Genomic DNA, 13,848 nt, shown 5'->3' with positions numbered 1-13,848 from the left:
TAATAAGAGAGCCTCAAAGACCTTCCTTCATGCCCCTACCCCCGGCTGACCAGACTCCCCCCGCCCTGCCCTGGCGCGATGCGCTCAAGGTGTACCTCGAACCCGCGACCCTGCGCATGCTCGCGCTGGGCTTCTCCGCGGGGCTGCCCCTGCTGCTGGTGCTGGGCACGCTCAGCTTCCGGCTGCGCGAGGCCGGCATCGACCGCACCACCATCGGCTACCTGAGCTGGGTGGGGCTCGCCTACGGCTTCAAGTGGGTGTGGGCGCCGCTGGTGGATCGGCTGCCGGTGCCGCCGCTGACCACGCTGCTCGGCCGGCGCCGCGGCTGGCTGCTGCTGGCGCAGCTGACCGTCATGGCCGGGCTGGTGGGCATGGCCTTCAACGATCCGCGGGCCGGGCTCGCGCCGCTGGTGTGGTGCGCCCTGCTGGTGGCCTTCGGCTCGGCCACGCAGGACATCGCGCTGGATGCCTTCCGCATCGAATCGGCGGCCACGCGCAAGCAGGCCGCGCTGGCGGCGGCCTATCAAACCGGCTACCGGCTCGCGATGATCTGGGCCGGCGCCGGCGTGCTGTGGATCGCGGCCTGGGCCGAGCTCGCCGGCAGCGCCGGCTACCAGGACGGCGCCTGGAAGACGGCCTACCTCGCGATGGCCGCCTCGATGGCGGTGGGCGTGCTGACGGTGCTGCTCTCGCCCGAGCCGGCGCGCGTGGCGCTGCCGAAGGCGAAGAACGCGGCCGAATGGCTGGAGGGGGTGCTCATCGAGCCCTTCGCCGACTTCTTCCGCCGCTACCGCTGGCAGGCGGCGCTGATCCTGGCGCTGATCGCCGTCTACCGCATCAGCGACGTGGTGATGGGCATCATGGCCAACCCCTTCTACGTCGACATGGGCTTCACCAAGGACGAGGTGGCCACCGTCAGCAAGATCTACGGCGTGGTGATGACGCTGGCGGGCGCCTTCGTGGGTGGGGTGCTCTCGATGCGGCTGGGCGTGATGCGGGTGCTGATGCTGGGCGCGGTGCTGAGCGCGGCCAGCAACCTGCTGTTCGCCGGGCTGGCCTCGCGCGGGCACGACCTGACGGCGCTGGTGCTGGTGGTCTCGGCCGACAACCTGGCGGGGGGCATCGCCTCGGCCGCCTTCATCGCGTACCTGTCGAGCCTGACCAACGTCAGCTACTCCGCCACGCAGTACGCGCTGTTCAGTTCGCTGATGCTGCTGCTGCCCAAGTTCATCGCGGGGTATTCCGGCGCCTTCGTGGACGCCTACGGCTACCACGCCTTCTTCACCGCCACGGCGGCGCTGGGTGTGCCGGTGCTGCTGCTGGTGGGGCTGGCGGCGAGAAAGGTACAAGCGCAGCGGGCTGGCATAAGCTCCGCAATGGCGCCATAATGGCTCCATTTTGGAGACAATCATGGCAAATCTCTCGGTCAAGGATGTGCCCGACAGCGTGGCTGAGCGGCTGCGGCAACGCGCGGCGCGCAACCACCGCTCCCTGCAGGGCGAGTTGATGGCCATCATCGAGCAGGCCGCCTTCGAGTCGGAGCCAATCCCGGCACCCGCTCCGCGGCCAGCCATCGTCGGCGCAGGCTGGGGCGGTCGACCGATCTTTCGCCGCGGCAGCAAGACCATTGAGCAGATCGCGGCCGAGCACCGGGGGCGCTTCCCGAAACCCGTTCGGGGCGGCCCCGACGCGGTCGACATCATTCGGGCCGAGCGCGACGCCCGATGAGCACACCGGCCCCGGCCTTCTACGTCGCCGAGCCGCCGGCCGCTTTCAGCGTGCGCCCGCCGATCGTGGTGGATTGCAGCGCACTGAGCGCCATCCTCTTCGACGAGCCGGCGCGCGACGAAGCCCTGGCGCGGCTGGTCGGCCGAAGCCTGCACGCACCCAACCTGCTCGACCACGAGATCGTGAGCGTGGCTCTCAAGAAGGGGCAAAAAGGCGGGCCGGCCGAGGCGTTCGCGCAGGCGCTGCGCGACTACGCCGCCTCCGACATCGACCTTCATCCCGTCGACCTGGTTGCCCAGTACGAGCTGGCGGCACGCTACGGGCTCTCCGCCTACGACGCCGCCTATCTCTGGCTGGCCGCCGAGCTCCGGGCGCCGCTCGCCACTTTCGACCGCCGGCTCGCCGAGGCGGCCCAGGCGCACCTGGGCACCTTGTCCTGACAGCGCCGTAGGACATTCACGCCCCGCGATCGGCGAAGTAGCTGGTAGGCTGTAACGCTTTTCACGTCCTGCATCAACGCTTACCGTGCTGCCCTCCCGCATCCCTCCTCTCCAGATCAGCGCCTTCACCGCAACCTCGGCCGTGGGTGTCGGCAAGGACCCTCTGCTCAGCGCGCTCGAACAATCGAAAAGCGGCCTGCGCGCCAACGACTTCGGCGCCACGCCGCTGCCCACCTGGATCGGCCGCGTCGACGGCCTCGAAGAAGCGAACCTGCCCGAAGACCTGGCGTCCTGGGACTGCCGCAACAACCGCCTGGCCTGGCTCGGGCTGCAGGCAGACGGCTTCATCGAGGCGGTGGCGGCCGCGCGCAAGCGCTACGGGCCGGCACGCATCGCCTTGATCCTGGGCACCTCCACCTCGAGCATCGGAGAGACCGAGCTGGCCTACACGCAACTCGACGCAGACGGCAGTTTCCCCGAGGATCAGCGCCGGCCGCGCGTCCACACGCCGCACTCGCTCTCGATGTTCGTGCAGGAAGCGCTGGGCCTCGAAGGGCCGGCCGAAACCATCTCCACGGCCTGCTCCTCCAGCGCCAAGGTCTTCGCCTCGGCGGAGCGGCTGATCCGCCTGGGCCTGGTCGACGCGGCCGTGGTGGGCGGGGTCGACACGCTGTGCGGCAGCGTGCTGTTCGGTTTCAACTCGCTCGAGCTGGTCTCGCCCGAGCCCTGCCGCCCCTTCGACGCCGAGCGCAGCGGCATCAGCCTGGGCGAGGCGGCGGGCTTCGCGCTGCTGGAGCGCGGCCCGGGCCGGCTCGAGCTGCTGGGCTACGGCGAGGCGAGCGACGCCCACCACATGTCCACCCCCCACCCCGAAGGCCTGGGCGCAGAGCGGGCGCTCGACGACGCGCTGGCGCGCGCCGGCCTGGCGGCCGAGGCCATCGACTACATCAACATGCACGGCACGGCCAGCGCCAAGAACGACGAGGTCGAGGGCGCGCTGGTGGCCCGGCGCTTTCCGCCGGGCACCCATGCCAGCTCGACCAAGGGCTTCACCGGCCACACGCTGGGCGCGGCCGGCATCGTCGAGGCGGTGATCAGCCTGCTGGCGATCGAGCGCGGGCTGATGCCGGGCACCGTCAACACCACCGTGCCCGATCCCGGCTGCGGTCCGCAGATCCGGCTGCAGCCGGCGCACGGCGAGGTGCGCTACGCGCTCTCCAATTCCTTCGGCTTCGGCGGCAACAACTGCGCGCTGGTGTTCGGCAAGGGGGCGGCAGCATGAGACGCCCGGCCGCACCCGACTCGAACAGCACCGCAGCGCGCAGCACGGAGGTGGCCTTATGAGCGCGAGGATGCCCACGCTGTTCATCGAAGGCCCGGCCTTCTGGGCCGCCACGCTGCCCGGCTGGCACAGCGCCCGCGCGGTGTTCCGCGGCGAGGCGGCGCCGGCCGATCCACCGGCCAAGCGGCCCTCGCCCCAGATGCTGGCGCCGGCCGAACGGCGGCGCGCCCCCGACACGGTCGCGCTCGCGCTCGAAGTCGCGGCCGCCGCGGTCGAGGCCTCGGGCCGCGCGGCGAAGGACCTGCCCTGCGTGTTCGCCTCGGCGCATGGCGACCTGGGCATCAACGACTACATGTCCGCCACGCTCGCGAGCGACCCCAAGCTGCTGTCGCCGATCAAGTTCCACAACTCGGTGCACAACGCCGCGGTCGGCTACTGGACCATCGGGACCGGCTGCACGGCCGCGAGCAATTCGCTGGCGGCCTACGAGCACAGCTTCGCGGCCGGCCTGCTGGAAGCCGCGACGCAATGCGCTGCCGACCGGCAGGCGGTGCTGCTGGCCGGCTTCGACATCCCGTCGGTCGGCGCACTGGGCTCGGTGGTCAAGAGCCGCGAACTGCTGGCCGTGGCCCTGGTGATCGCGCCCGCGCGCAGCGAGCGCACGGTGGCCGCCATCGAGTGGTCGCTGGTCGCGGGCGAGCCGGCGCCGCAGCGCCCGCTGTCGGATGCAGCGGCGGCGCTGAAGGCCAACGCGATGGCCGACGCGCTGCCCTTCTACGAAGCGCTGGCACGCGCCGAAGCGGAATCGCTCGATCTGCCGCTGGGCACCCGCCTGGCGCTGCGGCTGCGGCTGGAGCCGCAGGGCTGATCGGGCCATGAACACGAAGCTCTCCCACCACGATGTCGTCATCATGGGCGGAGGGCTCGGGGGGCTCACGCTCGCGCTGCAGCTCAAGCGGCGCTTCGAGGACATCGACGTGCTGGTGCTGGAGCGCCGCCCCCATCCGGTGCCGCATGCCGCGCACAAGGTCGGCGAGTCCTCGGTGGAGATCGGCGCGCACTACTTCGACACGGTGCTGGGCCTGAAAGCCCACCTGCAGGGGGCCCAGCTGCGCAAGTTCGGCTTCCGCTTCTTCTTCAGCGAGGGGCGGCGCGACATCGACCAGGTGACCGAGATCGGCGCGAGCCGCTACCTCTCGGTGCCCAGCTACCAGATCGATCGCGGCATCTTCGAGAACTTCCTGGCCGAGGAGACCACGCGCGCCGGCGTGCGCTTCATCGACGGGGCGCTGGTGCGCCGCATCGACCTGGCCGAAGACGGCGACGCGCCGCACCGGCTCGAATGGACCCGGGAAGGCGAAACGCACGACGTCCAGGCCCGCTGGCTGGTCGATGCCTGCGGCCGCGCCGGGCTGCTCAAGCGCAAGCTGGGGCTCGCGCAGCCCAACGCGCATCTCTGCAACGCGGTCTGGTTCCGCATCGGCGATCGCATCACGATCGACCACTGGTCCGACAGCGCGGAGTGGCGCGCGCGCTGCGAGCCGCAGGCACGCTGGCTGTCGACCAACCACCTGGTCGGCACGGGCTACTGGGTCTGGCTGATCCCGCTGGCCTCGGGCTCGCATTCGGTCGGCATCGTGGCCGACCCGCGGCAGCATCCGCTGGAGAGCATGGACAGCTTCGACAAGGCGATGGACTGGTTCCGCACCTGGCAGCCGCGCCTCTACGACGAGCTCGACGGCAAGCGCCACCTGCTGCAGGATTTCGCCTTCTTCCGCAACTTCTCCTACGGCTGCAAGCAGGTGTTCTCGGGACAGCGCTGGGCACTGACCGGCGAGGCGGGGCTCTTCCTCGACCCCTTCTACTCGCCGGGCAGCGACTTCATCGCGATGAGCAACACCTACATCGCCGACCTGGTCGCGCACGACCGCGCCGGCCGTTCGGTGGAGGCGCGCGCCCGGCTCTACGACCAGATCTATCACTCCTTCTACGAAAGCACGCTCGCGCTCTACACCGACCAATACGCGCTCTTCGGCGACCCGGAGGTGCTGCCGGTGAAGGTGATCTGGGACTACACCTACTACTGGGGCGTGCTCTCGCAGATCTTCTTCCAGCAGCGGCTGACCGACCTGGCGCTGCTGGGCAGCCTGCGCGAGGAGCTGCAGCACTGCCAGCGCCTGAACTTCGCGATGCAGGACTTCCTGCGCGCCTGGTCGAAGCAAAGCGCCAGGCGCAACCCGGCCGTGATGCTGGACCAGGCCGCGCTGCCGTGGTTCGCCGAGCTCAACAGAAGCCTGGGCGACAGGCTGGACGACGCTGCCTTCCAGGCGCGCCTGCGGGCCTCGGCCGAGCAGTTGCAGGTGCTTGCCGCCGAAATCCTGCAACGCGCGGATGGCGAGCACCCGGGCCTGGACAGCCGGGCCCTGCGCGCCGCCCTGGCCGAACGCAGCGGTGCCGCGCCGCCCGACATCGGCACGACGCCCATGCTGTTCGCCCCGGCCTGACACCCATGGATACGCGCGGCTGCGAGGTTTACGCCAACTTTACGGACCCTTCAAGCCTGGTTGTCGCCCTGCGGCGACGCTAGGCTTCAGCATTCCCCGGCCTCTTGCCGGGCCGAACAAAGCGGCGTGAGCGCCGGCCGAGGACCCTGATGAGCACACCCCAACTCCTGATGATCGAAGACGACGCCCGCCTGGCCCAGATGGTGGGCGAGTACCTCACGCAGTCGGGCTTCGGCTTCCACCACGCCCTCGACGGCGCCAGCGGCCTGGAGATGCTGCAGCAGCGCTCGCCCGACCTCGTGATCCTCGACCTGATGCTGCCGGACACCGACGGCCTGGAGATCTGCCGCCGCATCCGCGCCCTGCCCAACCATGCGCTTGCCAAGGTGTCGGTGCTGATGCTCACCGCCAAGGGCGACCCGATGGACCGCATCATCGGCCTGGAGATCGGTGCCGACGACTACCTGCCCAAGCCCTTCGAGCCGCGCGAGCTGCTGGCACGCATCCGTGCCGTGCTGCGGCGGCGCAGCGAAGGCGGCAGCGAAGCGGCGCCCGCCGCCGTGATGCGCTTCGGTACGCTGGAGATCGACCGCAACGCGCGCAGCGTGACCGTCGGCGGGGAACTGGCGGACCTCACCTCCTACCAGTTCGATCTGCTGGTCGCGATGGCCGAGCGCGCCGGCCGCGTGCTCACGCGCGACCAGATCATGGAAGCCGTGCGCGGCCGCGAGCTGGAGGCCTTCGACCGCTCGATCGACGTGCACATGGGCCGCATCCGCGCGGCGATCGAGGCCGATGCCAAGAATCCCAAGCGCATCCTGACCGTGCGCGGCGTCGGCTACGTCTTCGCCAAGCAGCAAGACTAGGAGGCGGGGCGCCATGCTGCTCAACCTGTACCGCCGCCATCTCTACGTCCGCATCTGGCTGGCGGTGGTGGGCGGCGTGTTCATCCTCACCCTGTGCGCCAACTGGATCGTGCGGGAGGCGGCCGAGAACGAACGCGAGCGGCTGTCGATCGTGCCGCGCGAGGTGGTGGTGCTCGACGCCAAGGACCGCGCCATCGGCAGCGGCAGCGCGGTGCGCGTGCCCGGCCAGGGCTTGGAGTTCGACGTGACGCTCGAGGACGGCCGCTCGATGTCGCTGCGCGTCGCTCCGCGGGCGCGGCCCATAGGCAGCAGCGGCCTCGCGGCCTGGCGCACGCCCTTCGGCCTGGGCTGGATGGTGGCGCTGGTCGGCATGGCGGTGGCGTTGGGCGTCTACCCCATCGTGCGGCGGCTCACCAAGCGGCTGGAGGCGCTGCAGCGCGGCGTGCAGCGCTGGGGCGAAGGCGACCTGTCGGCGCGCGTGATGGAGGAAGGGCAGGACGAAGTGGCCGACCTCTCGCAACGCTTCAATGCCGCCGCGGCTCGCATCGAGGAACTGGTGCGCTCGCACAAGTCGCTGCTCGCCAACGCCTCGCACGAGCTGCGCTCGCCGCTCGCTCGCATCCGCATGGGCCTGGAGCTGATGAGCGACCGGCCCAGCCCGACCGCGCGCGACGAGATCGCCCGCAACATCGCCGAGCTCGACCAGCTGATCGACGAGATCCTGCTGGCCAGCCGGCTGGACGCCAAGGAAGCCGACATGGGCACCATCGAGACGGTGGACCTGACCGGCCTGGCGGCAGAAGAATGCGCACGCGTCCATGCCGAGCTGGACGTGGCGGAGAACGCCAGCAGCGACGCGCTCACCGTGCGCGGCGTGCCGCGGCTCTTGCGGCGCGCGATCCGCAACCTGCTCGAGAACGCGCGCCGGTATGGCGCGGGCGAGATCAGCGTGGAGCTCGGCAACCGGCACGGCGCAGCGGAGATCCGCGTCAACGACCGCGGCCCGGGCGTCCCGGCCGCTTTGCGCGATCGCATCTTCGAGCCCTTCTACCGCCTGCCGGGCGCGAGCGAGCGCAACGGCGGCGTGGGCCTCGGGCTTGCCCTGGTGAAGTCGATCACCGAGCGGCACGGCGGCAGCGTGCGCTGCGAGGACCGGCCGGGCGGCGGGGCCAGCTTCGTGATCGCGCTGCCGAACTGATCCAACGAAGGACAGGGATCGGGGCGTCGCAGTCGCTCCGACACGGTGCGCGACCGGGCAGGGCGAAATAGCCGCTGATCGTCAGGGGGGAGCGCATCGCGCGTCGCCATGGCCAGGCGGCGGCGCCTGAGCAGCCGAGTCAGGAAGCGCTGAGGCAGCGCCCCTAGAATCCGCCCCCATGCAGAGATCGCAACTCGTCCGCCTCGCAGCCATGTTCTGGGGGCTGACGGTGTTCATGCCGGTCGGCGTTCCCTATCTCGCGGCCTTGCTGCTGCTCGCTGCCCTGCTCGCAGCCGGCGGCTGGCGCGAGCGCGTGCAGCGATTGCGCAGCAATCCGGTGTGGTGGCCGGTGGCGGCCTACGTGGTGTGGACGCTGGTGGTGCTGGCGCTCGAGCCGCAGTATCCGCAGACGCCCTCGAACCTGGCGCACGGGCTGCGCATTGCAGCCACGGTGCTCATGGCCCTGGCCCTCACGCGCGAGGAGGCGATCTGGGCGGTGCGCGGCTTCCTGCTGATGGCCCTCTTCAACATCGTCCTGATCGCGATGTTCTGGGTGGCGGTCGCCCTGAAGATGTATTTCCCCATCCTGGAGGTCTGGCGGGGCGTGATCTTCCTGATCGGCAACAAGTCCATCAGCAACGCGCTGCTCTTCACCATCCTGGGCGCGACCGCGGCCGTGTTCGGCCTGCAGGCGCTGTCGGAGCATCGGCCGCTGCGCGCATTGCCGGCCTTTGCCGTGACGCTGGCCGTGATCGTGATCATCACCTTCAGCCTGCCTTCGCGCACCTCGCTGCTGGCACTGCTGCTGGTCATCCCGGCGGCCTGCGTCCACCAATGGCGCGGGCGGCTCAAGGTGCTGGCGCTGGTGCTGATTGCCGGCGGCGCCATCGTGGCCGTCGGCCTGTGGAACTCGCCGGCAGTGCAGCAGAAGTTCGAGCTCGGCGTGAAGGAGCTCGAGCAGGCGCAGGCCGGCGCCGTCTCCGAGGGCAGCTGGGTGGTGCGCTACTACATGTACCGCGACACCGGCCGAATGATCCTCGACCGGCCCTTCACCGGCTGGGGCATCGGCGGCTGGACCGAGCAGTGGCACCTGCGCGGGCCCAAGCTGCTGGCCGACTACAACATGCCGCACAACGACTTCTTGTGGATGGGCTCTCAGGCCGGCATTCCGGGGGCGTTGACTCTGTTGGCGATCATGCTGACGGGCGTCTGGGTGGCCTGGCGGCGCGACGACCTGTACGGCCGCTACGCCTTCGCCGCCCAGCTCATTGCGCTGATCGCGACGAATGCGAACTCGGCGCTGCGGGATGCGCAGATCGGTCTCAGCCTGCTATGGGTGTCGACGGTCTACCTGCGGCTGGCGCAGGAACCGGGGGATTCGTGGCGCGGGCTGGTGCCGCGCCGCCGTGCAGCGCCCGCCGTCAGTGGCGATGCGCGGTCGCCTGGGCAGGCTTGAGGCGATGCATCCAGCGCGGGAACTTGGTGCCGCGTGCTTCAAGCGAGCGCACAACCGCAATTCATTTCGGCAGCTTTCCCTTTTCGGACCTGTATTTCTTGAGGAACTCCGTTACCTCGATACGTTCACTCGTTGTCAGATGCGTGAACTCGCAGCCCTCGAACGTAACGCCGAGTTGTCTCAAGGTATCGGCCATGCCGCCACCTTGATCAGCTGGCTTTGAACTCAGAAGGCAATAGATCCAGAAACACGCCCGTTGCTGCGCACGATTACTGCGCGACAGCTCTCTAAGCAACACTTCGATTGCTTGCTGCTGGATTGCGAAGAGCCCCATCATGTACCTGGCCGCGACACGGAGATCATTGCCCGTCACGATCTTGGATTCACAAAGCAGTGCGATGAGCCCGGTGGCCCGCGAGTCCTTTGCTCCATAGGCACTGCTGGCGCGCTTGACGACGAGGCAAACCACCAGCTCTCGATATTCTTTGTCCTTCGGGTATTTTTCAAGCAAGCACTTGATCCAATCGTCAGACGCGCGGCTCAGGAGGTAGGCAACGATGTCGTCCATGTCACGCTCTGGGATCTTGCCTCCCCCTTGATCGAGAGCGTTCTTGAGAATGTCGGCAGTCGAATCGAGAATCTGGGGAGTTTTCTGCAAGGGCGGAAACACGGGCTTTGGAACTGACCAATCGTCACGCCACAGGAGCTGAACCTTCCACGACGCCTCCTGGAACCCTGCCGGAGCGAGTGACGCCAACAGCTCGCTGGTGCTTGCACTTGGGAAGAGCGCGATCAGTCCTTGCTTCACTTCTTCCCGCAGTTGGAGCTGCAACTGAAACGCGCGGTCTGCGCGACAGCGGGCAATCATCTGAGCCAGAAGCTGGGTCGCATGATCGAGCTGTGCAAAAGGAATCGCCAAGGATTTACTTTGCCAAGGCAGTTGCAACGCATATCTCGGCGTAGAGGCCGACAGCCGCGAACGATCCTTCTGCAGCAGCAAGGGCAGATGCCGGGCGAATGCATGGGATGCTGCTGCGGAAAAATGCCGAGCGTAGTTCTTGTAGAGCCGATCCAGCAGCCAATCCAGGGCGTCAACTTGCGCTGCTTCATTCTTCAGACTGGAGGAAAAAACGATGAACGCACAACTGAAAAACAGTTCCGCTTGGTTCTCACGCCGAAGACAGTTGATGGTCTCCACGGCGTTGCCATACCGCAGCGCGCGATCGGTCGCACCGCGCAAGATCTCGTGGAACTGGTGACGGATGTAGCGCACGCCGGTCCTCCAGGCGAGCCCGCCTTCCTGCGGGTACTTGGCGCTACGCACTCGCTCGAGAATGGTGTCGGGCTGATAACGAGCCACCAACGCCTCGGGATCGGGTTTCAACGACCGGCTCACTTCATCAATGGGCGCCGCCGTCACGGAAGCGCCGGTCTCGAACCATTGGTCTGCCATGTGCTGCTTGCCGTGCTTGCTCAACAGGTCACCAAGCGACGCTTCCGCCCACGGAGGACAGCGCGCGATCCACACCGAAATGCGTCGCGCATCGCTGTCCTTCTCGAACTCGGACATCAATCCCGAATAAAAATGGGCAAGCAACAATTCCCGATCCACTTCGTTGTCGATTCGCACTGTCAGCACGTCGAACGTGGGCGAGTACTTGCTCAACATCGTCCATTGGCCCTCGGGTGTCATGCACAAGAACGCAAGGCAAGCCAGGGATGGGGCATGGCCCGCCAGGTCGAGGATCACGGCTTGCAGCCATTGAACGTCCCCTGTCAAACAAGGCCGGCCGTCCGCTACGGTGAGTTTCACCCCCGGCTCTCGCGCTTGCACCATCAACGTTGGCGTGCGCAGAAGCACATGCAGGGCTTCCTCTTCATTCCGCACACCCAAGGCGGAAAGCATCTCACACACGAAGGCCAGGCGGCCCAGGACGTACCCCGCGCGCGAGCCTCGGACGTGAAGCATCCCGCCCGAGATCCACGGTTCACCCCGAACACCCTTGATCCGTTTGAGCGCGGACAGGAGCTCCGTGTTTTCCCAGGAGGGTGACGATCGCATGAAGGCCCCTCCCTCTTGTTCCTCGACCTGCGACATCAAGACCGTCGATTCGTGGCGCCGTGGATCGGACCTGTGCCGCTCAAAGAGGCCCATCACCTTGGCACTGCTCTCCTTCAGATACCCGAAATCGGGCTCCTTGGCCAAGGCATCAAGGTAGCCAACGGTCTTCGCCACCCAATCACGATGATCGGGTTGCTCCGAATGTGCAAGGCAATACGTCCACAGATACAGATACATCCGTTTCAACCCGCGCGGATCGGAGGACAATGCTTTCTGCAGCTGCTTGATGGCCTTGAGGCTGATCGCCACAACTGCCGTCACGGACCACGCCACCCTCTCGAGATCATCGTCAAACAAGAACGGGGATCTGCAAAGCATGGCGATGAACTCAGTCGCCCGCGTTTCGTCTCCAGCAACACAGGCAGTATTTGCGCACTTGAGAGCGAGGCAAGCGACCAAGCGTCTGTAGGCTGGGCGCGCGGTGCACATGAATTTCAACGTCAGCAATGAATGGAGCCACTCGGGAGACTTGTCCTTCAAGACGTAGAAAACGATGTCATCCATGTCCTGCTCCTGGATTCCGTCACCAGCCTCCTGGTCAAGAGCGGCATTGAGAATGGCTGCCGTCTCGATACACCGGTGATGGTCATCGATCGGCATGCCCTTGTCTTTCAGCCATTCGTCACGCCACAGGAACTGCACCTTCCATGATGCCTCTGTGAAACCATCTTTCTGACCGGTCGGGGCCAGCCACACGAACGGATCCTCGCCAGCCATCACTGCCAGTTCGTCCTTCACTTCCTTCCGCAGCCGAAGTCTTGATTGAAAGTCCGGAGTTGCATGACACCAGCCGATCATGCGGCGCACAATCTGGCAGACGTGCAGTCGGCTTGCAAACTCAACAGCCCCGTCTCCCGACTGCCCGTCCAATGCCAGCTGTTTGGTGAATGGGAAAGCCACCAGATGTGCGAGGGCAGAGGAGGCTATGACAGAGAAGTCACGAGCAAATTCCTTGAAAAGTTGGGACAGCAGCCACTCAAGCGGTTCACTTTCCACCACTTGAGTCGTCTTCATCTCAGCGGAGACGGCAGAAAGCGCGCAATGAAAGAAAAGCCGCGTCTCCTGCCGCTCTGCCTTGCCAGGAAGCAAACCACACTTCTTCAGCGCCACGCCGAATTGCTCTTTCCGGATATTCGCGCCACTCAGGACTTGCGCGCTGTGCCTGGGTTGAACGCTGTCTCGGGTTGGCGCGATGCGCAAGATCTGCGTGAAATGGTTGCGGATGTCTTGCCTAACTTGATTCGGAAGCCCGATGAGATCAATTTTCAGTGGCTGCTGCCGGTCAACGTCGTCGATGCCCACACCCGACGTCTGCGAACAAGACTCCATCCATCGAGCCAAGATTTCGCTGAGCGCGGGGTAGTCTTTCAGCCATTTCTCTTTGGATTCATCACTCTGCATCGACCAGATGCCGTTGAGCGAAGCTTCCGCCCATGAAGGGCAGCGCACCATCCAAACTGCAATGTATCGAGCACCGCGGGGCTTGCTCATCTCAGACGTCAACCCACGTTCGAAGTAGGCCTGCAACGCTTCCTGGTCTTCCTTGTTCTCGACACGCGCCACCAGCGCATCGAAGGTGGAGGGATGGTGGGACAACAGCGTCCATCGCGCTCTGTGGTCCAGCAGGTTCAAGAAGATGCGGCAGGCGAGCGAGGGGGAATGACACGCCAAGTCCGCGATCAGGCTTTGAAGCCACCGAGCATCCCCTTTCAAGCGCGCGCCATGCTCATAAAGGGTGAGTTTCACAGGCTGCTTCGCCGCGTCCACCATCAACGACGGTGTGGCTCGGAGGATGTCCAGGGCTGCCTTCTCATCCGACACATCGAGGGCGCGGAGCACCCGCAACACCACGGCCAGCCGGGTCAGGATGTGCCGCGCCCGAGGCCCGCGCAGGTGAAGCGCTTCCGCGGAGATCCAGACATCTTGCCCGCCCTTCACCTTTTCGATCACGGACAGGAGGGCCTGCTTGTCTCTCCACCCGCTTGGCAAGCGCATGGAGGCTTTGCCCGTCCCTTCCACGACGTCGAGCGAGCCTTCCTCTTGCTCGAAGACGACCCGATGCTGCACTTCGATGGGCAGCAGAGGGTTCAACCGCGGCCGCAACGGGAGTGGCGGCTCGGCCGAGAGCGGTCGCCGAATGACGAGGTTCGGGTGGCTGGACGAGCGATGCATGAGATTTCCCTGATTGGATGGATCGGCGCCGCTTCGCGTCCGCCTTTCCTTTTTTTTTGCGTGCGAGGACGCGGAGACTA

Annotated in this window: 10 protein-coding genes; 9 read left to right on the top strand and 1 reads right to left on the bottom strand. The window is 66.6% G+C overall.

From position 1 onward, the window contains the following. Positions 1–29 precede the first annotated feature (29 nt). The 9 genes from AC3A6Y_RS05290 to AC3A6Y_RS05250 all read left to right on the top strand — a co-directional run bounded on the left by AC3A6Y_RS05290 (position 30) and on the right by AC3A6Y_RS05250 (position 9,474). On the top strand, positions 30–1,388 hold the full coding sequence (locus AC3A6Y_RS05290) for an AmpG family muropeptide MFS transporter (RefSeq protein WP_487867172.1): 1,359 nt from the start codon (positions 30–32) through the stop codon (positions 1,386–1,388). A gap of 22 nt (positions 1,389–1,410) precedes the next feature. Then, entirely contained in the window at positions 1,411–1,728 is a 318-nt protein-coding gene (locus tag AC3A6Y_RS05285) for a FitA-like ribbon-helix-helix domain-containing protein (RefSeq protein WP_487867171.1), read from the top strand. Then, positions 1,725–2,168 carry a type II toxin-antitoxin system VapC family toxin gene (locus AC3A6Y_RS05280; protein WP_487867170.1) on the top strand — a complete coding sequence of 148 codons (444 nt, stop codon included), beginning with the start codon at positions 1,725–1,727 and terminating at the stop codon, positions 2,166–2,168. Before AC3A6Y_RS05285 ends, AC3A6Y_RS05280 begins: the two co-directional genes overlap by 4 nt. Positions 2,169–2,256: 88 nt before the next feature. After that, on the top strand, positions 2,257–3,450 hold the full coding sequence (locus AC3A6Y_RS05275) for a beta-ketoacyl-[acyl-carrier-protein] synthase family protein (protein WP_487867797.1): 1,194 nt from the start codon (positions 2,257–2,259) through the stop codon (positions 3,448–3,450). Between the two features lie 58 nt (positions 3,451–3,508). After that, positions 3,509–4,318, top strand: a complete 810-nt coding sequence (locus tag AC3A6Y_RS05270; RefSeq protein ID WP_487867169.1) for a beta-ketoacyl synthase chain length factor — start codon at positions 3,509–3,511, stop codon at positions 4,316–4,318. Between the two features lie 7 nt (positions 4,319–4,325). Continuing rightward, on the top strand, positions 4,326–5,954 hold the full coding sequence (locus tag AC3A6Y_RS05265) for an NAD(P)/FAD-dependent oxidoreductase (RefSeq protein WP_487867168.1): 1,629 nt from the start codon (positions 4,326–4,328) through the stop codon (positions 5,952–5,954). A gap of 149 nt (positions 5,955–6,103) precedes the next feature. Then, entirely contained in the window at positions 6,104–6,820 is a 717-nt protein-coding gene (locus AC3A6Y_RS05260) for a response regulator (protein WP_487867167.1), read from the top strand. Between the two features lie 13 nt (positions 6,821–6,833). Further along, entirely contained in the window at positions 6,834–8,018 is a 1,185-nt protein-coding gene (locus tag AC3A6Y_RS05255) for a sensor histidine kinase (RefSeq protein WP_487867166.1), read from the top strand. 178 nt (positions 8,019–8,196) lie between these two features. Further along, a complete protein-coding gene (locus AC3A6Y_RS05250; RefSeq protein WP_487867165.1) occupies positions 8,197–9,474 on the top strand; it encodes an O-antigen ligase family protein in 1,278 nt (425 codons plus the stop codon). Between the two features lie 61 nt (positions 9,475–9,535). Here the strand turns inward: AC3A6Y_RS05250 and AC3A6Y_RS05245 are convergent, their stop codons facing one another. Then, positions 9,536–13,687, bottom strand: a complete 4,152-nt coding sequence (locus tag AC3A6Y_RS05245) for a hypothetical protein (protein WP_487867164.1) — start codon at positions 13,685–13,687, stop codon at positions 9,536–9,538. Positions 13,688–13,848 lie beyond the last annotated feature (161 nt).

This window comes from Variovorax sp. Soil_C_17 (assembly GCF_057657265.1).
The sequence above is the reverse complement of the archived record's forward strand: the minus strand, read 5'-3'. Positions and strand labels throughout refer to the sequence as shown.